The sequence below is a fragment of the Novosphingobium mathurense genome, assembly GCF_900168325.1.
Classification (GTDB): domain Bacteria; phylum Pseudomonadota; class Alphaproteobacteria; order Sphingomonadales; family Sphingomonadaceae; genus Novosphingobium; species Novosphingobium mathurense.
Genome location: NZ_FVZE01000002.1, coordinates 568142 through 591359, shown reverse-complemented (window position 1 = coordinate 591359; position 23218 = coordinate 568142). Strand labels below are relative to the sequence as shown.

Sequence of the window (23218 nt, the reverse complement as noted above, 5' to 3'; positions counted from 1 at the left end):
TCAGGCTACGACCCCGAGGTCCTGCCGCTCGGCAAAGGTCACGGCTTCCGCATGAAGACGGGCATCGGCGGCATAATAGTCCGATATGAACCTCTCCACATCGGGGCCGAGATCGATCGCTTCGTACCGACCTGCCGCGTCGGCAAAGAGGCCGCTGTTCATCCAGAGCGGATATATCGCCTTCTTGACGGCCAAGGGCAGGACGCGGCGCCCCACCAGACGCGCGGCAGGCTGGAGTGCGCCTGCCCATTTGCGAGGTTCCCGTCGTGCGTGATCGTGGGCGAATTCAAGGTGCAACCCGGTTTCATTGCTGAGCCATTGCGCGGCGCTACCGATCCGATCGAGCGGAAAAAGCGCCGAGACGATCCGTTTACCTGCACGATCGGCATAGTCCACTTGCCGCGAGAAGTGGATGTATTCGACATCGGCAAAGACGCCGCGCCCTTCGAGCCAGGCGCAAACACGTTCCGCTTCCTGCCGCACGCGGGGATCGTCGGCACGGATCGAACGCATATCCGCGAATTCCCCCAGTCGCTGCAACAGCGCCGAAAAGAAACGATCGCGTGGCGGGCGCGTGAGGATGAAGCTGCGGGCGGACCGGATCGTCACCCAAGTCTGCGGAAAGTGCATTGCCATGATCGGCAGCGGCAGATGCGCCGGCTTGACGCGGCCGAGCCCGGGCACGTCGACTTCTTCGTCCATCGCCCGTTCGGCTCGCGCCTCACTGACACCAAGATCGCTCGCCAGAAACGACCACGAGAGAGCCGCATGACGGGACAGAGCATGACGCACGCTCTTCCCGGCATTCTTGGGGACATGGACGAACACCAGGTTTTCAGCAGGACAGTGAAGCAAGGCTTGATCTCCCGGAAAGTTAGCAGTCAGCCTGAAAAGGCATGGAGGCTGAAGATACGCAGACGCATCGCCAGAACGAGAAGAAAGGCCCCCAGAACGGTCGCGGCAACGAGACCGGCAAGGAGCATCTGGACAGGCGAAATCCCCGCCATCGGCAAGAGCTGGTGCCGGACGGCGGCAAGCGCGAGGCCATAGGCCAACGCCAGCACGCCGGCGCCCAGAAAACGCCGACCGGCATCGCCGATATCGACATTGCCACGTCCGCGCATGAGGAAGAAGGCCAGTCCCGTCATCGCGAGCACGGCGAGAACCTGCCCCCAGGCCAGCGCACCCAGTCCGAAGGGCGCCGTCACCGCGATAGCGGCAATCGACATGAAGCCGGCAACGAGGTTGAACATCAGGACCCAACTCGTCCTGCCCAGAGCTGCGAAGACCGGTTCGACGAGGGACTGCCCAACTCCGGCCATGCCCCGCAAAGCCATCGCCGCAGTGACGACGAGGGCTCCCCGGTATGAAGCCTGAAAGAAGGCAGCGATAACGTCCGGCGCAAGGACTATCACGACCGCCCCGACCATCCCCCCGAGCAAGGCAATCGTGCCGGTAAAGCGCGCAAGGACGGCACCGAGTTCACGGTCATCGCGGGCCGCCGCGCCGAATTGGGTCGCCGCGAAAGTGCTCATCGGCTGCATCGCGATATCGGTAGCTCCAGTGGCGACACGGTTGCCGAACCGGTACAGGCCCACGGCACCCGGGGAATGAAACAGGCCGAGCAGGATGTCCCCGGCATAACGCGAGAGAAAGCCGAGCAGGCGGGAGAGATAGAGCCCGCCCGAAAACCCGGTAGCCTCGATGGCAAGCGTGCGGGAGAAGCGCAGGCTGGGCCAATCGCGCCCCAGAGAGGCAAACAGCACTGCTCCCGAAACGACCCGCAGATAACGTACGGCTACGAGCGCGTAGAGCGAATGCCAGAACCAGATGAGCAACCCGCCAGCAAACAAGGCAATCAGGTTCTGCAGGAACATGATCGTGAAATTCAACATCACCGCCCGTCTCCGCAGCAGGGCAGCTGAAGACCAGGCCCCGATGCTGGCCAAAGGCTGGACCAAGGCGAGCAGGACAATGACGTTCCCCAGGTGCTTCGCACCGAAGAGCCGCTCAATCGGATAGGCTGCCGCGGCGAGGATGACGGACGCTGCGGTGACAAGCCCGAAGATCAGCCAGAAGCACGTCGACAGCACAGCGGCATCGTCTTGCCTTGCATTGAGAATGAACTGGTAAAAGCCGGTGTAGGTCAGCGTCTGGATCAGAACGACGAACACGATCCCCAGGGCATAGACCCCGTATTCGGAAGGCAGCAGGAAACGGGCTGCCAGAAAAGTCATGACGAGAGTCGACACCTGCTGCAGAGACCGCGCAAGAAATGCGAAGAGCGCTAATCCGGAGCGCCTTCCCGACGCGCGCAGATCCCTGATACGGCGCACCATGCCTTCCAGTTCTTCGGCTGTTCGTCGCTTCAACTGATCCTCGCGCACCGGGTCGAACGGACACAGCCGACCCTGCATGCGATCGACCTGCGGCAATTCGGGAGAAACAGGCGCACCGGGCTTGGCCACCTGCCAGGCTTCACTTCGGGAGTGACGCCTTCCTTTTAGGGGGCGCGCCCCGGCGATCCCAAGCGCGACTAGCTCCACGATGGACCCAGTTGCGGCGGCGTCCTGCCTGCCCGACCGCTAGAGACGAGCGCGATCCAGACCATGAAGGAGGCGTCCGCCCCATGATCCAGGCCCTGCGCGAAACGGGCAAGCGCTCAGCCGGCTGGTTGCTGAGCCGCACCAGCGACCTTTTCAGCTATCGCAATTGCGTCTTCGTCCTCGCGCATATGCGCTGCGGGTCCACTGCCCTGTCCAATATCCTGTGTTCGCGCGACGACATCAGCGGCTATGGAGAAGCCCATGTGCGCCACGACGGACCCGGCGCGCTCGGCCGACTGGCGATCAACCAGATGCGACGCGAAGGCTGGAAACCGGGGGCACGGCTGCTCTTCGACAAGATCCTGCACAACCGGCACGATGCACAAGCCTGGCCCGAATTTTTCGAAGCGCGTGCCATCTTCATTGCGCGCCGCCCGGATGAGACGATTGCCTCCATTGCCAATCTGTTCGCGCGCCTCGAACGCCAGGCTTACGACACGCCGCTCAAGGCAGCGGGCTATTACGCAGAACGAGTCGAAGCGCTGGCAAGGCTCTGGCCCCACTTCCCCCCGCACCGTCGGATCGGCATTCTGCACGAGCAACTCCTGCAGGCTCCGGATGAGACGCTAGCGCGGATTTCGGGGCGGCTGCGCTTCGATCCTCCCCTCAGGAACGAATACATCAGCACCGCCGCCTCGCGAGAACGGGGTGGCGGCGACCCCCTCGTCAGCGGCCAATACAACCGGATCGAACCGTCTCTCCTTTGCCCGAAAGGGACAACTATCATGGCCGAGCTGCCTGACCCCCTGCAAGCTCGAGTGAACGACGCATACCGGCAGCTCACAGCCGAGTTCGATCTTCCCCTCGGCGTACCGTTATTGCGATCCACACCCAATATTAGGATCAATTCCGATATAGTTCCATAAATTATCACGTAAACATGCGTATTCTTCAATTAATAATAATAATTTTCGAACTCATATCTTCGTAAACGAACCATTTCCAATATAGTAATATTTTTCATAATTTTCATATAATTACAATCAAGACGCTCTCACTTCACCGCTACAGAAGCCCTACTGCAAGACAATCTGGTGCAGTATGGAGGAAACTCCGGTTGTGAGCCTGATTTGGCCAATGATACCCAACCAACAATTATCAGCAACAATATCGATTACGATAATAGAGGGGTATCTGGTGAACAGGCCAATCATGGAAATAAATGTCGCCCGAAATGACAACTATTTCCTGCTGGATAATGCCGTTGAGCACACTCTAGCACCAAGCCCGTCATCGATCCTCGCAACAATTCTCTGGAGATTGTTCGATATCGTCGTGGCCATCGCACTGCTCGTGTTTGCCTTGCCCTTTCTCGTCCTACTTTCGGCGGTACTGCTGGTGAGCGACCCGGGCCCTCTGTTTTACAGACATCGGCGCATCGGCTTCAGGGGCCGCTATTTCGATTGCATCAAGTTCCGAACGATGAAGGTCAATGGCGATGCGATCCTTGCAGCCCACTTGCGGCGCAATGCGGCGGCCCGGCAGGAATGGAACGCAACCCGGAAATTGAGGAATGATCCGCGCGTCACCGGGATCGGCGCACTCGTCCGGAAACTGAGCCTCGACGAATTTCCCCAGCTTATCAATGTTCTGCGCGGCGAAATGAGCATTGTCGGACCTCGGCCGATCGTCGAAGCCGAAGTCGAACGCTACGGTCGCCATTTCGAACACTACTGTTTCGTGCGCCCCGGACTGACCGGCCTGTGGCAGACAAGCGGCCGCAGCGACACATCCTACCAGCAGCGTGTCAGCCTGGATGTCGCCTATGTCTCCCGCAAGGGCCTGCTGCTCGATACATGGCTGATCTGCAAGACGGTGCCGACCGTCATGCTGGCGCGTGGGTCCTATTGAGATGACACCCCGTTCAGCGCGACTGCCGCATTGCGGACGGCCCGATTCGAGGCGATCTGCGCATGCTTGATCCCAGACCCTCGCACGCGACCGAAACCGTCGTTGTGCTCGGCGCCGGCATTGCCGGACTCGCTGCGGCAGATCGTCTGACTAACGCGGGATTTCGCGTTACCGTGATCGATCGGCACAATGCCTGCGGCGGGATCCACCGCTCTCGCCAAATCGGCGAATACACCTTCGATGTTGGCAGCATCTTCTATGAAGACAATGCCAAGATCTTCGAGCTGGCACCGGACATCAAGGAACTGTGTCCCAGGGTGCGGCGCATTCAACGCCGGGTCAGTCCCTCAGGTCGTCTTCTGCATTATCCGCTCGATGTCCGGGAGATCGTTTCGGAACACGGCTTGCAGCTAATCCCTGCGGCGTTCGACCTTGCGCTATCCCGTCTTTGCGTAAAACGAGACGGGACGCTGGATGCCATTTCCCGGCAGCGGCTGGGCAGCCGCCTTTTCGACGCGACCGGCCTCAGGGCGTACATGGCGCGCTATCATCATCGACCGCCGAACCAGATCGACGAAGAATTCTTCTTTCGCCGCATGGGGCAAATCGAAAAGTCGACGCGCCTGAATGTCCTGCTGCGCACCGGCATTGCGTCGCTGCGCAGATCTTTTCAAGGTCAGGAACCGGTAAGGCGGCCCTTGCGGATTCGCCCGCGGCAAGGCTTCGATGCGCTGTTCGATCGGATCGTCGCCGCACTGGTCGCCAAAGGCGTTCTCTTCGAACTGGGTCAGGACCTGCAGACGATACGCTTCGACGGCAAGACCTACATGCTGAGGAGCGATAAGGCATGCCACCTCGCCGACGCCGTGGTCAGCACAATCCCCATCGATACACTGCACAGGGCCTTGTTCGGCAGGGCATCCGGCCTCGTTTCGCTGGACATGACAACGCTGTTCGTCTCCGCCAGTTGGATTGCGCCCGAAGCCGGAAATGTTCTTTTCAACTTCCACAACGACGGTCGGTGGAAGCGCGCGACGATATATTCCCGGCTATACGATAAAGGCGAGAACCAGAGGGAATACCTCGCGGTCGAGACGACCATTCCGCCAGGCGGTCAGCATGACCCGATCTCGATTTTCGACGACTTTCGCCGCCATGCCGCCGCTCTCGGCTTCGCCCGTGGCCTGTCGCTTGAAGGCCATGAGCGGGTAGCGGACTGCTATCCGCTGCATACGCCCGGCACGGGCCCAAGAGTGGAGTCACTGCTCGCCGCGATCTCGTCCAGGGGCGTCGTCACGGCAGGGCGGCAAGGGCGCTTCGAATACCTGCCGACTTCCAGCGGAGTCATTCGGCGCGTCCTCGAAGAACTTGAAGTCGCCGGCCTTGCTTCGCCTGCTCGAGAGTGGGCCGCATGATAGCGCAAGGCCTCACACAACTTCGCACGCAGGCCGATGCTTCGCCGCGGGTCGGCCCGCGCATCCGGCTATTCAACGTGAAGTTCAGCCCCAACCTGGGCGACGGACTGCTCTCCGAATGCCTTGAGCAGGCCCTGATCGATGGCGGGGCCGACGCCGATACATGGTCGGTCGATCTGGCGGCGCGCACAGCATATGGCGAAGGCGCGGAAGGCAGGGCCCTGAAAATGCGCGTGCTGGGCACCTTCCCCGACCCAGTGCGCAAGCTGGCCGTTCGCGCGCCCCTGGCTATTCAGGGCCGACGGTTCTGGATGCCGCATTACCTGCGATCACTCGAAGGGGCGCAGTGTGCCGTCATCGGCGGCGGCAACCTGATTGCCGATCTCGACCTGAACTTCCCGACGAAGCTTTCGCTCGCTCTTGCGGCTGCGGCATGGCGCGACTTGCCAGTGTTCATCTACGGCTGCGGCGTATCCTCCGGATGGAGCCGCCAGGGCCTGACCCTTCTGAAGAGCGCCGTGCGGCGGGGAAACATCCGCAGAGTCTGGGTGCGCGACGAGCGATCCCGCCTGATCTGGAACGACCTGATCGGCCACGACACAAGCCTTCCCGCCGATACCGTGCGAGACCCCGGACTGCTTGCCAGCACACGCTATGACATTCGTCCGAACCCCTTCGCACGGAGTGAACCGCTGATCGGCCTCAACCTGACAAGCCCGCTGGCGGTCCGCTACCACGCCAGCCATGCCCCCGGCGAAGCCGAACTGACCGAATGGTATGTCGCACTGGCGCGCAGCCTGCTCGCTCGCGGATACAGGTTGGCGGTATTCTCCAACGGCAGCCCGGAGGACCGCGAATATACCCGCAGCCTGCATGCTCCCCTGATGCAGCTGGACAAGTTGGGGCGCGTCAGTTTTCCGGTGATCGACACCCCTGCCGAACTCACAAGGCTGATCGCCAGCTGCGCCGGCATTGCCGCGTTCCGCATGCACGCGATCATTGCGGCCTATTCCTGCGGTGTACCGTTCCTGGCCCTGAGCTGGGATCCGAAGCTGGAATCGTTCGTACGCTCGGTGGACCGCGGCGACTGGCTCTGTACGCCGGTAAGGACCTCCAGCAACAATGCCGGCGACCAACTCATCAGGGCCATGGATCAGGGAATCGCACCCGGCGAACGCGCGCGGATCGCGGACCGGACGCGACAGGGCGTGTCCGATCTGCTGGCCGAGATCAATCGTGCAATCGGATAGCGGAAGCCCCCATGCCCAATTGCCTGACAAGATGCAGGACGCCGCTCGCAGGGCTGGCAGCCATTCCATTACTCGCACTCGCCTGCGTTTCCGTGCAGGCAGCGGACACGAACACGGGACCCACCGCGTCCTCGAAGGCTGTCGTCCACAACACCAATCGGCCTCCGATGGAGCTGGGGGCGGCATCGAACTTCTCGCAAGGATGGAACCTCGCGACATTTCAGTCCGCCGTACAATTGCCGATGCGCCGTTTCCGGGACGGCATACGCTGGAGCGAGGTTGAGCGCGAACGAGGCCGTTACGATTTCGAAACGCCGCGCACCGCTTATATGGCGCAGATCGGCCAGGCCGGCGCGCATCTGACCTTGACCCTCAACTGGGGCAATCCGCTTTACGATGCCGGCAAGACACCGCACTCGGCTGAAGCGCTGGAAGCCTTCGGGCGTTTCGCCGCCGCCCTGATTGCCCGGTTTCCTACCGTAGACCAGCTAGAGATCGGCAACGAATTCAACGGCGGCAATTTCGTGAGCGGCCCTGTTGCCAAGGGTGGGCTTGAGCAGCGTCGCCGCTATCACCTTGCCATGGTTCGCAGCGCTGCGCGGCATGCCAAGGCCGTTCGCCCCCAAGTAAAAGTGCTGGGCGGCGCAACCCATTCGCTGCCTGCGGGCTATCTCTGGCCCCTGTTGGAGGAGGACTCTCCGGCGGTCATCGAGGGGCTTGCGGTTCATCCCTACACGACGGCCATCGATCAACTCCAACGGCAGATCGCGGTGCTGCGCAGAAGTGCGCGAGCGGCACACATGCCGCTATACGTCACCGAATTCGCCAGCCGCGATCCGGCCCGCGCCGCCGACGATCTGGTCCGGGCCTATGCGACCCTGTCTTCGGCGGGCGTGAAGGAGATGGACTGGTATCCACTCAATGAGCGGGGCGATGGCCATGTTCCACTGCTGAATCGCGACCAGAGCCTGACCGTGGCCGGTCGCGCCTTCCGCTTCGTGCAAAACAGATTGGCGCGCCATGCCGCAGCCGATATCAGCCCGGATTTCTTCACCATGATCCATGCCTTCGGACCCAGGACCTGGGTGATGTGGGGTGCGTCCCGCCCGGTCATGGCCGATGGCAGCATCGTTCGCGCCTTCGATGCAACCGGATCTCCGCTTCCCGTCGATAGGCTGCAAATGGCGGCTGATCGTGCAATCGTGCTCGTCGGCAGCAAACCTCTCGTCCTTGGCACCAACGTGCGCATCGGCTGCAATCCGCTGATTGCAGACAGCTTTTACCAGTTCACCTACCCCGCTTCAACCGATACCGCCGATCTGCAGGAAGAGGACGGTTTCGAGCGCTTCATCAAACTTGGACAAGATAGGTTCGCGCTGGAAACCATGCCCGGGCAACAGCGGCGCGGTGTCCCCTGGACGCCCTACCTTGGACGGCAAGACCTGCCCGGCTTGCGGCTAACTGCCGATACCATCGCATGGGCGGGTAGAACGCGCCGGGAGTCGAGGAGAGATGCTCCTTATGACGGGGCTACGGAGATCGTCCATCGCTATCGTGTCCGAGAGGCCGGTCACCTCATGATCCGCGCCAGCTTTACCCCCGCTCAGGAGAGCGGCCCGGAATTCCGCGTCTCGATGGACCACAATGACCGCCAGCTCACGCATAGGTCCGGCAGGTCGCAGATCACCATCGAACGAGCGATAAGGGTGGATCGGGGCGACAGCCTATCCGTGGCCCTCGCCGTTCCTGCCGGAGTAAAAACCGGGCCGGTTGCCTATCGCATCCGCCTGCTTGACCCGGACAAATGCCCGAGCGCGGCCGTCGCCCTGTCAAACTGATCCAGCCCCCCGAGATCATCCTTCCCGCGTTACCACGATTCGCGCTTGCATATCTCTAGCGCAAAGGCGCGGCACGCCACCGGACTGGCCTGAACCTCACATTTCGCCATCGATTTCTTCCATGTGTGCGAAATCCGCCTTTCCGCACCACTATGGAAAGATCCCGAGGAATATGCCGGTCGAACGCTCTCCAGTGGATCCGGACGGGATTGCACCGCATGCACCCTGCTGCGACCCACCTTACGGAACTCACAACAGAACTTCTGCAAGAACCGTGAATATACTTAGAAACGACACCTAACCGGATATATACTTCGCGATCATGAATATATCCGAAATAGACCGAGATCCGTTTACCACACAAATACAGACTCCATTCAATACGCGACCGATATCCGACCTGCACTTTCGCAGAAACAGGGGCGCTCGTCACAATCGCCATTCTGCGAGTGAAGAAGAAACAGAGGGTCGCACATGTCGCAGATTTTCCATGCCGTGAAGGCATCCAGCAGCCTTGCGCCTGCCGGGCAGTATTACAATGACACCCGCGAGAACAAGCAATGGTACCTTGACGGATCCTCGCTCTCCTCGCTCAGCATCGACGTCTATTCGGTCTGGAAGGACTACGTCGGCACCGGCGTGAAGATCGGCGTCATCGATTCCCAGATCGATTATACGAACACCGAGCTGAAAAAGGCCTATGACATTGCGCACGATTACAACTTCGCGCTCGACACCGACGCCCCCGTCATCGACCCGAACGACCTCCCCCTGTTTCACGGTACATCGGTCGCGGGTATCATTTCCGCCGAAGCCAACAATGGCTTCGGGATCGTCGGCATCGCCTCAGGCGCAACCCTGATCGGCCTTGGCATCGACTACGGTTCCAGTGCCGTCACCGAACAGATCGTCTCCGCGCTCAAGGCCTCCACTGGCCTTGATGTGGTCAACAACAGCTGGAGCTTCGTATCGAACCTGGCCGACAACTTCGCCAAGAACTCACAGTATCGGGATGCGCTGGAGGAACTCGTATCGCAAGGCCGCGCGGGACTTGGCACATCGGTCGTCTTCGCGGCAGGCAATGCCGGCACCTCCGGCACGTCGAACTACCACAATTTCCAGAACTCGCCCTACACGATCGCAGTCGGCGCGGTCGATCCGGACGGATCGCCGTCATCCTTCACCAGCCTGGGCGCCAATGTCCTGATCTCGGCTGCCGGGCGGGACGTCTATACCACCGACCTCAAGGACCGGTTCGACACGGTCAACGGCACCTCCTTCGCGGCCCCGGCGGTATCGGCCGCAATCGGGCTGATGCTGGAGGCCAATCCGGAGCTGGGCTATCGCGACGTCCAGCAAATCCTCGCCTACTCCGCGCACCGCGAAGGCCTGGCCGATTCTGCCAATTGGGGCGACGGCTGGCGGACCAATGGGGCAACCGACTTCAACGGCGGCGGCCTGCACTTCAGCGATGCCTTCGGCTACGGCTTCCTCAACGTCCATGATGCGGTGCGCCTTGCCGAAACGTGGACGAGCCAGCAGACCTTCGCCAACCTCGCCCGTATTTCCGAAAGCGTCGAACTGTCCGAGCACCTCGTCGCCGGAACGTGCGACCATATCTCGGTCGCCATCGCGGTTGGCGAGGAGATCGACATTGAACACGTAGAACTGGCGATGGACCTGCGCTGGCTCAATACCGGTGATCTGGACGTTTACCTGACCTCTCCTGACGGCACGCAAGTACGCCTCGTCTATGACATGCCCTACGACGACCGGATCGGTAACCTGCGCAATTTCACGCTCGATTCGGTCGCCTCGATGGGAGAGCAGTCAGCCGGGACCTGGACTGTCGATATCTACAACCGCAATCCCGATGCCACCGACAAGAATGGCAGCCCGCTCACCGGCGAATTGCAGGGCGTTACCCTGACAGTCTCGGGCAATGGCCAGAACCTTGCCGATGATGTCTATATCTACACCGACGAATTCGGCTCGCTCTACTCCGGCGCTGACCTAGCCGCGCGCAAGGTCCTGCACGACACCGATGGGGGCAACGACACCCTGAATGCCTCGGCGGTGACCGGAAACTCCGTGATCGATCTGAGCGCAGCGAGTCACAGCGTGATTGCCGGCGTGTCACTCGCCCTCGACGCCAATGCGATAGAGAACGCCTGCGGTGGTGACGGCAACGACGTGCTGATCGGCAGCAAGTTGGCAAACGTGCTGGACGCAGGACGCGGCGACGACGTCATCTACTTCAGCTTCGGCGATGACCATATCGATGGCGGCCAAGGCCACGACACGCTGATCCTCGATTGCAGCATCACGGCCCTCACCGGCTATGCCACACAGGACGGCGAACTGGGGATCTCGGTGCGCGCCGGAGACGTTTCGACGGTCTGCGATGTCGAGACTTTCGTCTTTGCCGATGGCCAGTACACCCTTGCCCAGATCCTTGGCAGGCTTGCCAATGGGTCCGTGCCCGGGGAGGCCCCGGCGACCGACGAAACGGACCAGCCTGCGACGGACAGTGGAAGCGATGCCGAAAACGGCACCGACGATGTTCCTTCGACAGGATCGCCATGGGCCTTCAACGAAGCCACCCGCAGCTATGACAAGCATATGATCGGAACCGAGCTCGGCGAAAAGATCGTCGGAACCAAGGTGGCCGACCTGATCGAAGGGCTTGCCGGCGACGATGTCCTGCTCGGTCGGGGCGGCGACGATGCACTGCGGGGCGGCCAGGGCAACGACAAGTTGGCAGGCGGCGCGGGTAGCGACCTGCTCCAGGGCGGTGACGGCATGGACAAGCTCTATGGCGACATTGGCATCGACAAGCTGATGGGCGGCGCCGGCAATGACCTGCTCAGGGGCGGTGACGGCGACGACTGGATCGAAGGCGGCAGTGGCAGCGACCGTCTATATGGCGATGCCGGTGCGGACATCTTCGTATTCAACATGGCCGATCTCGACGGGCTCGACGTGATCTACGACTTCAATGCCGCCGAGGGCGACCGGATCATGGTGACCGGCCTTGGCGCCAGTAGCGATGCGACCTTCGAATTCGCCACCTACGGCACGAGCACCTACCTCGAGATGCACGTCGACGGCAGCGTGACGGAGATTGCCCGGATCAAGGGGGAAGGCCTCGACCAGCTCAGCCTGAGCGCGGCCGATATGGGCCTGATCTGGGCATAGCCCCGAGGGGCGGACGGTCGTCGCTTCCGAAAACGGGGGCCAGGCGAAGTGGCGACCGTCCGAATGTGCTTCCACGAGCGGGCAGTTAGCTTCCGGCCCCGCCATGGCGGGGCCATTTTGCGCGTTCACCGCGGGCGCAGCAGGCAGATAATGCTCTAAATTGGATTATGGGCGCGCAAGCGGCGTCCCGTCCTCCATGGCGGAAATCCCGCGCCAAAAGCAGTTCAAGTCTCGCGATCGGGGCGAGGTCGCCTAAAGAGGCCCCTCCGATACCGAGCCATCTAATCAGACAAAATATCGCGAATTTAAGAGGGTTGGGCGCGTTCAACAACGCGCCTTGTTTCGTGACGGATCGTCGCAAGACGGCCCGGCTCGCCGAAAAGACAAAAGGGACGCCGGCACCTCGAAGTCGGGGCAAATCAACTGACGGATCGATTGGAAAGGAATGTTCCCATGGCAGAAGTTCTTGGCACAGACGGCGGCGACAATATCGCCGGCACTGCGGATTCCGATGTCATCTTCGCCGGTGGCGCGCGCGATGTCGTGAAAGCCGGAGCGAGCGACGACGAAATTCATGGCGGTGCCAATGCAGACCGCCTCTACGGCGACGAAGGCAACGACTACATCGAAGGCGATTCTTCGAACGACAAGCTCTTCGGCGGCGCGGGCGACGACACCCTCGACGGCGGCGCCCAGAACGACCGCATCTACGGCGGCGACGGGAACGACATCATCATCGGTGGCGACGGTAACGACGTACTGTACGGTGACAATGCCGGTGACGGAAACGACAACGAAATGGGTCTCGACACGTTCGTTTTCGACAGTGACGACGGAACCGACAAGGTATTCGATTTCGAAGTGGGATACGACAATGTCGAACTCACGGACGGTGGCACCTACAGCCTGTCCTATGCCGGCAGCAACACGATCCTCACTTACGGCAGCACAACCATCACTTTCTATGATGAGCTTCTGACCGGCAGCGACATTTCCGGGGCGACCCTGGTCGTCTGAGGGGCGCGCCCGCCTGGCGGGCAACGTGAAGCCGGATCGGGAAACCCTACGCCCGATCCGGCGCTCGCACGTATCGCGAGAAAAACTCCGCGCGCCGTGCCTTCAGAGTAAAGCGATGGCGACAGCCACCCAGAAACATGCCGAAAAGGTCAAGGCGATGGCAAGGCCGAGCGCGGGCTTGCGCCCTTCGGATTGCGTATCGGTATCGGCCGGGGCCGCCGCGACAAGCCAGGGCGACGCTTCATTGCTCTCTCGCGCCGTTCCCGATGCAACCTTGGAGGTGGCGCCGGCGCCCCCCCGATGCATCGGCTTGCGAAGTGTTGAAGCGGCCATTTTCCAGCTCCCGCGTTGTAGCCGCGGCAATCCCCCTGTGCGCGACCTTGCAACCTTCTAACGTCAAGACGTTAATTTTCAGATAGTTCGTTAGGCGGGATTCCCTTCCAACCGCACTTACAGACATGGTTAAGTCGTGCCTTCCGGATTGCGTGACCCGGTTAACTGCAGTTGACTGAAACCTGACGCCCATCCCGGTAAGGCCCCGCAGATTTCATCCGGTTCCGGCAGAGCGCGCCGATGAAAGCCACGGGTCCGCACCGGAATGGAGCGAATAGCAGTCGATAGCGTCATTCCCGAAGCGTCTGGAATATCGGGGCATGGCTGGCCGGGTTAGGGTACCGACTTGCTCCACAACTGCACCGGGATTGCGCAATTGCCCCAGGATAGCGCCCTTCTCCTTACCGAGCCCCTGCCGGATCATGCCATTGACCGCGCGGGCGCCTTCCACGCGGGATCGCATGGATTGGCGCTGGGGTCACTCGCGCCCAACCTCTTCGTCATCGGCGCCTCCAAATCGGGCTCAAGTGCACTCCACGCCTACCTCAAACCGCATCCGGATATCTGCATGAGCAGTGAGAAGGAGCCATGTTTCTTCGTCGATCCGGGCGAACTGGAAAAGGCTTGGCCGATCATGGCCCGCAAGCCCTGCTCCCACGATCCAGCCGCCTATCTCGATCTCTGGAAGGGCGGCGAGGCAGCGCGCTACCGCGGCGAAGGCAGCGTCTATTATTCGCAGGCTCCGCATCGCAGCGGAGTTGCAGGCCGCATTGCCGCGGCCTGTCCCGACGCGCGCATCATCTACACGGTTCGTGAGCCGGTAACGCGGGCGATCGGTCATTACTGGCAGCGTTACAAGGAATTTCAGGAGCTCCGCCCCGTTGCCCAAGCCATGCGTGAAGATCCCCTCTATCGCGACACTTCGGATTATGCGCTGCAACTTCGCGAATATCTCGAATACTTCGATCGCGAGCAGATCCACGTGGTCGTTGCAGAGGAATTGCGCTCGAACCGGCGGGAAGTTTTGTCCGGCGTGCTGGACTGGCTCGGCCTTGCGCCATTCGACTATCACGAAGCGCAACTCAGCGACCGCCATCGCTCGCCGCCCACCAGTCGCCGACAGCGCTTCACCGCAGTCGGCAAGCTTCGCGATTCCGCCCTGTGGGCAGCCCTGCGCACACGCCTGCCACGCGGCTGGATCGACTGGCTGCGGGAGACATCGACCGTCACTTTCGACAAGGCGGAAGTCGACGAGACTGAAGCCCGGCAATATCTCTCGGAATATCTGACACCGCGCCGCGCCGCGTTCGAAACCCTGATCGGGCGGAAGCTGGACTTGTGGGACGCACAACACCCCAAGATTAAGGCCGGCACCACCGAAACTGCGCCCAAGGCCCTGATCGATCCCCACGCGGCGCCGAGGCACCGGTGATCAATCTGCTGCCCATCGCCGCATTCTGGAGCCTTGCTTTCTGGGGACTCGTCAGCCGTAAGCCGGTGTTGATATACCTGTTCTTCGCCACATTGCCCTTTGGCGCTTTCGCCGCGGTCCCGACGTTCCTGACCGGAGGGCTGACTTTTATACCCACGCCGCTCGTCACCCTGCTCATCATCCTGCGCACATTCTGCAAGCCGCAGGGCCCGGCTGCGATGCTGACCCTCGCCTTGATGCCGCAAAAGCTGAAGCTGCTGTTCCTGTTCTGGCTTGTCGCCGCCGTCACGACGTTCTTCATGCCGCGCCTGTTCGAGAACGCCGTCATGATCGTGCCGATCCGCGGCATATTGAGCGATACCGCTCCCTTGCGACCGACCCTGCAGAACCTCTCCCAATTCGCCTATCTCACGATTGCTGTCTTTTCCGTGTTCGCCTTTGCAGTGGTCCTGCAATCGGCGGTCATGCGCCAGCATGCGCTCAAGGCCCTGTGCCTGGGAGGAGCGATGACTGCGGCAACCGGTCTGGTCGATCATGCCAGTCGCTACCTGCCTCTCGATCCCTTGCTCGCGCCCTTTCGCACCGCGACGTATGCGCTCGTCACCGATGTGGAAGTTCTGGGCGCGCGGCGTATCGTCGGTCTCATGCCGGAAGCCTCGGCTTATGGCGGAATTTGCCTGGCGCTTATGGCAACCCTCTACTTCTACCGTCGCGCGATTTTCGATGACGCACTCCGCACGGTCTGGGTCCCGGTCATTCTTTCCCTGCTCGCGCTGTGCGCATGGCTTTCGACTTCATCGGGTACTTATGTAGGGGTTGCCCTGCTGGGCGGGGTCGCCGGGTTGGAATGGCTGCTTCGTGCCAATACAGATGGCCAGAGGTTCGCGATCTATCGTCGGGGCTTGGGCGGCGAACTCTGCGTCCTCCTCACACTGATCGTGGGCGTGTCGCTGCTCCTGATCATCCGGCCCGAAATCCTCAATCCGGTATTCGAGCTGGTGGATCGCATGGTCCTGCAGAAAACCGCTTCGAACTCGTTCGCCGAACGCGGCATGTGGCGCGCGGTGGCCTGGGACAGTATTCTGGCCACACACGGTTTCGGAGTGGGCATCGGCAGCACCCGGGCTTCAAGCAGTTTCGTGGCCATTCTCAGCGGCGCGGGACTGATCGGCGGCGCGCTCTATTACGGCTTCGTTCTGCAATCGCTTCTGCGGCCGACCGCGGGTGCCTCGATCGAAAGCCAATTGCTCATTTCGGGCTTCCGCTTCTCTTTCGTTCCCAGTTTTGTCGTGACCTTGATGGTCGGCGATGCCGACTTCGGCGGGATGACGGCTTTTGGGTTCGGTTTGGTCACCGCGCTTTCGATCACCGATGCCAGGCGCCGGGAAAATCTGCACGGATCGCCTCTTCCCCACTCACTTCATGCCTATGGGTAGCTTCGTACCGAAATCGATCAGTCGACATCGTTTGGATCAAGCGCACTGATTAGTGCCTGCTTCAGTCAGAACCTGACGATATTGACTGACGACTGCGTCCGCCCAGGTTTCCTCGGAATTGCAGAGCGATCTGAAACCCGCCTGCCCGGCGCGCGATATCGCTTCGACAACACGATCGTTGCGATGCAGGGCTGTCAGCGCGCCGGCGAAGGCATCCAGATCCGCCGTATCGATGGCCAGGCCAAAGCCCGCCTGCGCGATTTCCTGTGCAACAAGGGCGCGGTCGCTGACGATGACAGGAACGCCTGAGGCGACGGCTTCCAGCGCGACGAGCCCGAATGGTTCGGACCAGCGGCTAGGCATCACCGCGACGCGGGCCGATGACAAGGCGCGCGCAACGCCGGCTCGGTCCTGCCTGCCCACGAAGATCGCGGCCGGATTGCACTTGCGCACCACTTCGACTTCGCTGCCATCGCCCACGAAAGTGATCGGCAGGCCTGCCTTTTGCGCCGCTCTTGCAGCAAGGTCTGCACCTTTCTCCGCTGAAATCCTGCCAATAAAGACGATGCCGCAGTTGGCTTCGGCCGGAATGCGATCTGTCGAAAGGGGTGAAACGGGATTGCGGACTGCGCGAAGCCTGTCGGCCCTCCACCCGCTTAGCCGGAACTGCGCTTCCTGTCCCGGGTGGATCATCAGCAGGCGTGCTGCCTTGGTTCCGCCATGTTGCAGGCCGCGCCGCAAGACTTCCCTGCCCACGCGCCAGAGCTTCTGCGCATGGGAAGCCTTGTCGCAACGGCTTTGCAGGCATGCCGTGCCCAGCGGCGTCAATGTGCAGTCCCGCTCACGAGGGTAATCGAAGAAAGCCCCGTTGGGGCACCCATTGAAGTAATCATGGCCGTGCAGGATCAACCGATCCGAAACGTGCCGCAGGGCCGCAAATATCGCCGGGGTCAGGATCTTGGACCAGCCGTGGAGATGGTAGACTGTGCCCGGCGTATCGTTACGCGCGATCCAGTCACGGGTCTGCGCGTAGGCACGACGGTTGTACAAACCGCAGGTCAGCGCGCTCAGCGTCGAGCGTTCGAGCAAGGCCTTGCCGTGGAGTGGCAGAAACTCAACATCGCTGCGATCGAAGCACACGCCGCTATCACCTGCGATGAATGTCGTCGCTATGCCACGTCGGCGCAGTTCGCCGATCAAGACCTGTACCAGGTAGGAGGCACCGCCCAGAGCCTCACTGAAATCGTGCAGAACGACCACCCTTTCAGGCAAGGCTGCGACCTTCGAAGGTTTCACGAAGTTCCGATCAGAAATAGCGCTGGCCGACCCGAACCGTGTCACCGGGCAAAACGGCGGCGCCACTCGTCAAACGGTAGGCTGTTTCCTCGGTTTCGCGACCATGACGAATGTACACAACATGCTCGTTCGCACGATACGTGAACCCACCGGCTTTCGCGACAAGCCCATGGACAGACATCCCTTCTGCGTAAGGATATTCGCCCGGTTTCTCCACTTCGCCAAGGATGTAGATCGGCCGATATCCCACAACATCGATGGCGATGCGTGCATCCCGAACATATTCGCGGCTGAACAGGGTTTGCAGGTCCTGTCGCAATCGCGCGAGCGTCTTGCCTGCGGCTTGTACATCGCCGGCCAGCGGCAAGGTAATGAAGCCCGCATCATCGATCGCGTATTCTCCGCTCAAGGCGTCTTCCCGGAAAACATCGAAACGCAGCCTGTCACCGGGAGACAGATGATATACGAGACTATCGACATTGGGCAACGAACGCGTCGCGACCGTCGTACAGCCCGCGATCAGCATGAAAAGTGCGACTATCATCAAGCGAATTGCCATGATTTCCCATCCCTTGTGAAAGCCCAGTCAAAGCACCGATCGGGTCGTGACGGCCCACGCGCCGGAAATGGTCGAGCGCATCGAGGATGCCACGGGCGAAGGCATCCGGGCCAAACCGAGCCGCATTGCGGACGGCCTCTTCGGGCTGAAACTGCGGTTGCCATTTCTCGAAGCGACGGATCGCATTGACGAGGTCCATGGGCGTTTGACGGTCGAAAAAGATCCCCGTCCGCCCCTCGACGATGGAATCCGTTACACCGCCCCGACCGAAAGCTATGACCGGGCGGCCGCTGGCATTGGCCTCAACCGGAACGATGCCGAAGTCTTCCTCCGGCGTGAATACAAGCGCGCGGCACGTGGCATAGGCGTGCTGTAATTCGGGAAAGGAAAGCCGCTTGCGGACCTCCACGCTCGGCCCTGCGCTTGCGACAATCCTGTCGAACATTTCGCCATCGCCGACCATGAGTGCGGGTACACCCAGCCGATTGAATGCCTCGAGCGCCACGTCCGCGCGTTTGTAGGGGGTCATCTGGCTCACCCAAAGATACCGGTCGCTCACTTGAGTGGATGGCGCGAAAGCATCCACGGCAACCGGCGGATGCACCACGCGTGCCTCACGTCCCCAGACCTTGGCGATGCGCCTTGCGATGAAGCCGGAATTCGCGATGAAGCCATCGACCCTGCTTGCCGAAGTGACATCCCACTGACGAAGGCGGTGGAAGGCAAGGGGCATGATCCGGCGGCTGAGCCAGCCCGCGCTTTCCCGGTAGTCCTGGTAATGATCCCAGAGATAGCGCATCGGCGAATGACAGTAGCAGAGGTGCAGGGTATCGGGCCCGGTGATCACGCCCTTCGCAGGCCCGGACTCGCTGCTGATGACAAGATCGTAACCGCGCAAGTCCAGTTCCTCGAGAGCGAGGGGCATGAGCGGCAGGTACTTCTGATAGTGCCGCCGTGCGCCCGGCAGGCGGCCGATGAAGCTCTGCCTGACTTGGGCCTTGCGGATCCGGGCAGAAACCTTCTGCGGGTCGTAGACATGGGTGAACAGGTCCGCATCGGGAAAGAGGTCCAGCAGATGCTCGATCACGCGCTCCCCGCCGCGCATTCCGACAAGCCAATAATGCACGATGGCCACGCGAAGCGGTCGCGTAAGCGCCCCTTCCCTCATCATCGGTAGTATCCCTTATAATGCGCGTAGAAGCTGGCGACATCCTCTCCGCCGAAGCGCACCTGCTTCTTCATGTCGACCTGGTTCAACACCACGCCGCATTGCTTGAGGGTACGCCCGGGCAATTGCCGGATCGCCGCCTTGACGATCCGATCGACGGTCATGCGCCATCGCACGACCAGCAGCACGCTATCGGCCTGGGCGACGATCGCACGCGTTTCCGCAATCGGCAGGATCGGGGGACAATCCAGGATCACCACGTCGAACTCTTCCCGCAGGCGGGCAACCACCCTGTCGAGCCTGCCCCGCTCCGTCAGGCGTTCGCCCTGCGGGAAAGCGCGGGTGATCGGAACGATCCGCAAGGGAGAACAAGCATCCTCGTATTGGGCGATATCCAGGCTTTCGTCATGAAGAGCTTCGTACAGGCCGGGCTCTCCCTCAGGCGCGCAGAAGCGCTTGCTGAGCTGCGAGCGGATGACGTCGCAATCGATCACCACCACTCTTTCGTTGGCCATCGCCAGGGCCCGGCCGATGCAGGCGGCTAGCGTCGATTTTCCCTCGCCGGGAATGGCAGAGGTGATCGCCAGGACCTTGCCCGATCCCGATACCGAATGGCGCACCGAAACGATGATGTTGCGCAGCGCTTCGGAGAAAGGACCTTCCGGGTATTCGCGCAGGGTATCCATCGGCGTATTCGCGTGGGGTTCGATCGAACGGATGGCCGGAACGAAGCCCCAACCCGGCAGTCCGATGCGCGTCTCCACATCGCCCAGGGTGGTCAGCCCGCCGTAAGAAAGTTCCGAAAGTATCGCCAACATCGCGCCAGAAAGCACCCCTACGACGAGCGCAAGCGCCAGATTCAGTAACAGGTTGGGCGAGACCGGAAGGACCGGAACATTGGCCGCGGATATCAGTCGCGCAGAGGGCTGCTCCGACCCGCTTCCTGCCACCACCGCATTGTAACGGCGCAGGTAGGATTCGTAGAGCGTCTTGGACGCGTCCGCCTTCTTTTCCAGATCGGCCAGTTCAACCAGCGCGCTGTTGCCCGTCTGTAATTGCGATTGCGTGCCGCCTCGGCTGCGACGCAACGAGGCCAGCCGCTGCGCCGAGGCCATGGCCTTGGTTTCCAGCCCGCGCAGGGTCCGCGAGACTTCCCCGGAAATCTGCCGGTCGAGATCGGCGATCTGCTGTCGCACGGTCACAAGGTCGGGATTGTTGTCAAAATAGCGCTGCGAAAGATCGCGTTCGCGGATCACCAGTTGCGCGCGTTGCGACCGCAAGGTCGCGACCACAGGAGACCCTGCACCGAACCCCACACCTTCAGGGCCGCCACTGCGCAACTGAGCCCGCGCGCTGGCGAGCGCTTCGGCATCCTGTGCCGCTTCCGCCTCTGCGTTGACGATCTGCTGGTTATAGGTCGACAGTTCCTGCTCGGTCAGGCCCGTGGCCTGCGAACTGAGCAGTTGATGGCGGTTGCGATAGGCCTGCACTTCGGCGAAATCACGGTTTGCCTGCACGCGCAGGGCATCGACCTTCGATTTCAGCACACGTGCGGCCGTGGCGTTGGTCTGCGCCCGTTCACGGGCATCGTCAGTCGTGAAAAGGCGCGCATAGCCATTGGCGATCGCGGCTGCGCGTGACGCTTCGGCATCTTCGAAGGCAATGCGCAGGTTGAACGAATTGCCCACCCTGGTCACATCGAGACGCTTGCTCAGGTAATTGACCGCGCGTTGGCGAAACTGCACTTCGTCCCCAGTGGCCCTGTCCGACTGCCTGATGGCGCCGAAGCCGACGGACGCCAGGATGTTGTCGAGCGCGGTGCGGGGCATCTCCACGTCGCGGCGGAACAGCCGGTCATGTAGAAGTCCCGTTGCGTCGAGCACCTGCCCGGCCATCTCCCGCGATCGGATGAGTTGGATCTGCGTCTCGACTTCTTCGGCCCGGGTCGGCGCATCGCGGGTCTGCGCATCTTCGTTCGGCACGACGTCTGTCGACCCGGTGATCATCACCACATCGGCCCAGCTGCGGAAAATGCGCGGCAAAGCGGAAGTCCAGACCACCGCCAGCCCAAGGCACAGGATCAGCGTCATGACCATGACCGGCTGCCGGCGCCGCAGCAACGAGAGCAGATAACGCACGGAAATCTGCTCATCCCTGCTACGAAAGTGCCCGGCACCGCCCGGCATGAGTGACGGCAGTCCCGTTTCCGGTTCATAGATGGCGGGGAGATTCAAGCAGCAGGCTCCTGGCAGCAAGAATTTGGGACACCGGGCGCGTCGTCAGAATTGGACTGGCTCTCTCCGAATACGAAAAAGACGCGTGCAACCCCGAACTGATACGTATACGAATAAGCCCTCATTACAGGGCCGGGAATATCCAGGTTCATCCGATCTCGTCCCTATCCCGCAATTATAGATCCATTCCGGAAGACACATCACCAGGCATGAAAGACGCCATCAGCCTGAATTGGGTTCATTCACGCAGAGCACGTCTCAGTTGATCGCCCAAGGGGCGCAAGATGTAGTGCAACATCGTGCGCTCGCCCGTCTGGACGAAGACTTCGACAGGCATTCCCACGGCCAGACGCGTCTTGCCCAACTTGCGCAGCTCCGCTGCCGGAATCGCTATCGTCGCAGGATAGAATGCCGTATTCGTCGCGCGGTCGATTGTCCTGTCAGCGGCGAGTTGAACGACCTTGCCTTCAAGTTCGGGCGTCGTGCGCATGCTCAAGGCGGTAAAACGCAGGTGCGCCACCCGATCCTGCGCCACCTGGTCGATATCCGTGGGGCGAATGCGGGCCTTCACGACGAGGCGGTCCTGCTCCGGAACGATTTCCAGCAAAGTTTGACCTGCAGGTACAACACTGCCCAACGTCCGCACAGCCAGCTTGTCGACAATCCCGGTCTGCGGGGCGCGAATGACCGAGCGATCGTTCTGATCGCTTGCCGCTACCTGCTCCTTGCGCACTTGTGCGATGGCACTGCCCACCTGTGCCAGTTCGAGCGCCGCCTGACTGCGGGCCACGCTCTCGATCGAGGCCATCTGCGCGCGCAGTTCGGCGATCCGCGCCCGCGCCTCGGCCATGCCCGATCGCGCTGCGGCATTATCCGCCTCCACACCAACCGCGGCGCGTTCAAGCGCATTGAGCCGGTCCAGCGTCGTCAGCCGTTCTGTGTAGAGTTGGCGTGTCTGCGACAGTTCCTCATGAACAAGATCCGATTGCCGGGCATAAGCCGCGGCGCGGCTGCTTTGCGCCGCAACTTCCGCCTGGGCTTGCGCGATGCGCCGGGCCAATTGCAGCCGTTGATCGCCGCGCGCCGCCCGTTCGAGTTCGAACGACCTGCGCTCGTCTGCCAGAATGGTCGCCACTTGCGGCTTCTCTGACCGACTTCGTAATTCGTCAGGGAATGCAATATTCGCGGCATTGTTTCGCAGGGCCCGCAGCCTCGCTTCCTTTGCAAGCAACTGATCGAGATCGAGCCCGATGTACTGGGCTGCGGCACCGGCGACGCGTGCATCGAGGCGGATCAGCGCCTGCCCCTTGTGAACGTGATCGCCGTCCTCGACCAATATCGCCTTCGCGACGCCGCCGAAGGGATGCGAAATCTCCTTCACATGCGTTTCGACGCTCACTTCGCCGGGCGCGATGACTGCGCCAGCCATTGGCAGAAATGCGATAAGCACACCGACCCCCAGAACCAGAACAGCCACGGCGCCCAACCCAAGCCGCAGAAGGTCCGAGAGGCCGCGTTCCACCCCGGCGGAGAATTCACGCCCCGCAAGTGCTGCATGGATGGGGGGCGCCAGCATTGTGGCTTG

The 23218-nt window shown here is 61.5% G+C and carries 17 protein-coding genes; 9 read left to right on the top strand and 8 right to left on the bottom strand.

What is annotated here, in order from left to right:
- Nucleotides 1–855, bottom strand: coding sequence for a hypothetical protein (locus tag B5483_RS09630; protein ID WP_139383945.1), 855 nt, complete (start codon nucleotides 853–855; stop codon nucleotides 1–3).
- 26 nt (nucleotides 856–881) lie between these two features.
- Nucleotides 882–2339, bottom strand: coding sequence for an oligosaccharide flippase family protein (locus B5483_RS09625; RefSeq protein WP_281251239.1), 1458 nt, complete (start codon nucleotides 2337–2339; stop codon nucleotides 882–884).
- 290 nt (nucleotides 2340–2629) lie between these two features.
- Between B5483_RS09625 and B5483_RS09620 the strand changes: the two genes are divergently transcribed.
- From B5483_RS09620 to B5483_RS09590, 7 genes are all read left to right on the top strand, one after another.
- Complete coding sequence (locus tag B5483_RS09620) at nucleotides 2630–3472, top strand: sulfotransferase family protein (RefSeq protein WP_079730163.1); 843 nt, start codon at nucleotides 2630–2632, stop codon at nucleotides 3470–3472.
- A gap of 193 nt (nucleotides 3473–3665) precedes the next feature.
- Entirely contained in the window at nucleotides 3666–4457 is a 792-nt protein-coding gene (locus B5483_RS09615; RefSeq protein WP_245828907.1) for a sugar transferase, read from the top strand.
- Nucleotides 4458–4519: 62 nt separating this feature from the next.
- Nucleotides 4520–5872, top strand: coding sequence for an FAD-dependent oxidoreductase (locus B5483_RS09610; RefSeq protein WP_079730162.1), 1353 nt, complete (start codon nucleotides 4520–4522; stop codon nucleotides 5870–5872).
- Nucleotides 5869–7122 carry a polysaccharide pyruvyl transferase family protein gene (locus B5483_RS09605; RefSeq protein WP_245828985.1) on the top strand — a complete coding sequence of 418 codons (1254 nt, stop codon included), beginning with the start codon at nucleotides 5869–5871 and terminating at the stop codon, nucleotides 7120–7122. Before B5483_RS09610 ends, B5483_RS09605 begins: the two co-directional genes overlap by 4 nt.
- 242 nt (nucleotides 7123–7364) lie before the next feature.
- A complete protein-coding gene (locus tag B5483_RS09600) occupies nucleotides 7365–8960 on the top strand; it encodes a hypothetical protein (RefSeq protein WP_245828905.1) in 1596 nt (531 codons plus the stop codon).
- Between the two features lie 474 nt (nucleotides 8961–9434).
- Nucleotides 9435–12158, top strand: coding sequence for a S8 family serine peptidase (locus B5483_RS09595; protein WP_079730160.1), 2724 nt, complete (start codon nucleotides 9435–9437; stop codon nucleotides 12156–12158).
- Between the two features lie 453 nt (nucleotides 12159–12611).
- Nucleotides 12612–13175 (top strand): calcium-binding protein, encoded by a 564-nt coding sequence (locus B5483_RS09590; protein WP_054946874.1) that lies wholly within the window; start codon nucleotides 12612–12614, stop codon nucleotides 13173–13175.
- A 102-nt stretch (nucleotides 13176–13277) separates the two neighbouring features.
- On the opposite strand, the gene B5483_RS09585 is transcribed toward B5483_RS09590, so the two are convergent.
- Nucleotides 13278–13508, bottom strand: coding sequence for a hypothetical protein (locus B5483_RS09585; protein ID WP_054946873.1), 231 nt, complete (start codon nucleotides 13506–13508; stop codon nucleotides 13278–13280).
- Between the two features lie 346 nt (nucleotides 13509–13854).
- On the opposite strand from B5483_RS09585, the gene B5483_RS09580 reads away from it, so the two are divergent.
- Together B5483_RS09580 and B5483_RS09575 are read left to right on the top strand one after the other, a co-directional pair.
- Nucleotides 13855–14940, top strand: a complete 1086-nt coding sequence (locus B5483_RS09580) for a sulfotransferase family protein (RefSeq protein WP_342743663.1) — start codon at nucleotides 13855–13857, stop codon at nucleotides 14938–14940.
- The gene (locus tag B5483_RS09575) at nucleotides 14937–16376 is read left to right on the top strand and encodes a hypothetical protein (RefSeq protein ID WP_079730158.1); all 1440 of its coding nucleotides are present in this window, start codon (nucleotides 14937–14939) and stop codon (nucleotides 16374–16376) included. The genes B5483_RS09580 and B5483_RS09575 overlap by 4 nt, the downstream gene beginning before the upstream one ends.
- 36 nt (nucleotides 16377–16412) lie before the next feature.
- On the opposite strand, the gene B5483_RS09570 is transcribed toward B5483_RS09575, so the two are convergent.
- The 5 genes from B5483_RS09570 to B5483_RS09550 all read right to left on the bottom strand — a co-directional run bounded on the left by B5483_RS09570 (nucleotide 16413) and on the right by B5483_RS09550 (nucleotide 23209).
- Nucleotides 16413–17672 carry a glycosyltransferase family 4 protein gene (locus B5483_RS09570; RefSeq protein ID WP_079730157.1) on the bottom strand — a complete coding sequence of 420 codons (1260 nt, stop codon included), beginning with the start codon at nucleotides 17670–17672 and terminating at the stop codon, nucleotides 16413–16415.
- 10 nt (nucleotides 17673–17682) lie between these two features.
- Nucleotides 17683–18159, bottom strand: coding sequence for a polysaccharide biosynthesis/export family protein (locus B5483_RS09565; RefSeq protein ID WP_079730363.1), 477 nt, complete (start codon nucleotides 18157–18159; stop codon nucleotides 17683–17685).
- Nucleotides 18143–19402 (bottom strand): glycosyltransferase, encoded by a 1260-nt coding sequence (locus B5483_RS09560; RefSeq protein ID WP_139383944.1) that lies wholly within the window; start codon nucleotides 19400–19402, stop codon nucleotides 18143–18145. Before B5483_RS09560 ends, B5483_RS09565 begins: the two co-directional genes overlap by 17 nt.
- Complete coding sequence (locus B5483_RS09555; protein WP_079730156.1) at nucleotides 19399–21633, bottom strand: GumC family protein; 2235 nt, start codon at nucleotides 21631–21633, stop codon at nucleotides 19399–19401. The genes B5483_RS09560 and B5483_RS09555 overlap by 4 nt, the downstream gene beginning before the upstream one ends.
- Before the next feature lie 238 nt (nucleotides 21634–21871).
- Nucleotides 21872–23209 (bottom strand): HlyD family type I secretion periplasmic adaptor subunit, encoded by a 1338-nt coding sequence (locus tag B5483_RS09550; protein WP_245828903.1) that lies wholly within the window; start codon nucleotides 23207–23209, stop codon nucleotides 21872–21874.
- Nucleotides 23210–23218: the final 9 nt, after the last annotated feature.

Coding starts and splice junctions, on each gene's coding strand:
- B5483_RS09595 (WP_079730160.1), top strand. CDS start 9,435: ATGTCGCAGATTTTCCATGCCGTGAAGGCATCCAGCAGCCTTGCGCCT.
- B5483_RS09560 (WP_139383944.1), bottom strand. CDS start 19,402: ATGATGAGGGAAGGGGCGCTTACGCGACCGCTTCGCGTGGCCATCGTG.
- B5483_RS09625 (WP_281251239.1), bottom strand. CDS start 2,339: ATGGTGCGCCGTATCAGGGATCTGCGCGCGTCGGGAAGGCGCTCCGGA.
- B5483_RS09610 (WP_079730162.1), top strand. CDS start 4,520: ATGCTTGATCCCAGACCCTCGCACGCGACCGAAACCGTCGTTGTGCTC.
- B5483_RS09550 (WP_245828903.1), bottom strand. CDS start 23,209: ATGCTGGCGCCCCCCATCCATGCAGCACTTGCGGGGCGTGAATTCTCC.
- B5483_RS09620 (WP_079730163.1), top strand. CDS start 2,630: ATGATCCAGGCCCTGCGCGAAACGGGCAAGCGCTCAGCCGGCTGGTTG.
- B5483_RS09590 (WP_054946874.1), top strand. CDS start 12,612: ATGGCAGAAGTTCTTGGCACAGACGGCGGCGACAATATCGCCGGCACT.
- B5483_RS09600 (WP_245828905.1), top strand. CDS start 7,365: ATGCGCCGTTTCCGGGACGGCATACGCTGGAGCGAGGTTGAGCGCGAA.
- B5483_RS09585 (WP_054946873.1), bottom strand. CDS start 13,508: ATGGCCGCTTCAACACTTCGCAAGCCGATGCATCGGGGGGGCGCCGGC.
- B5483_RS09605 (WP_245828985.1), top strand. CDS start 5,869: ATGATAGCGCAAGGCCTCACACAACTTCGCACGCAGGCCGATGCTTCG.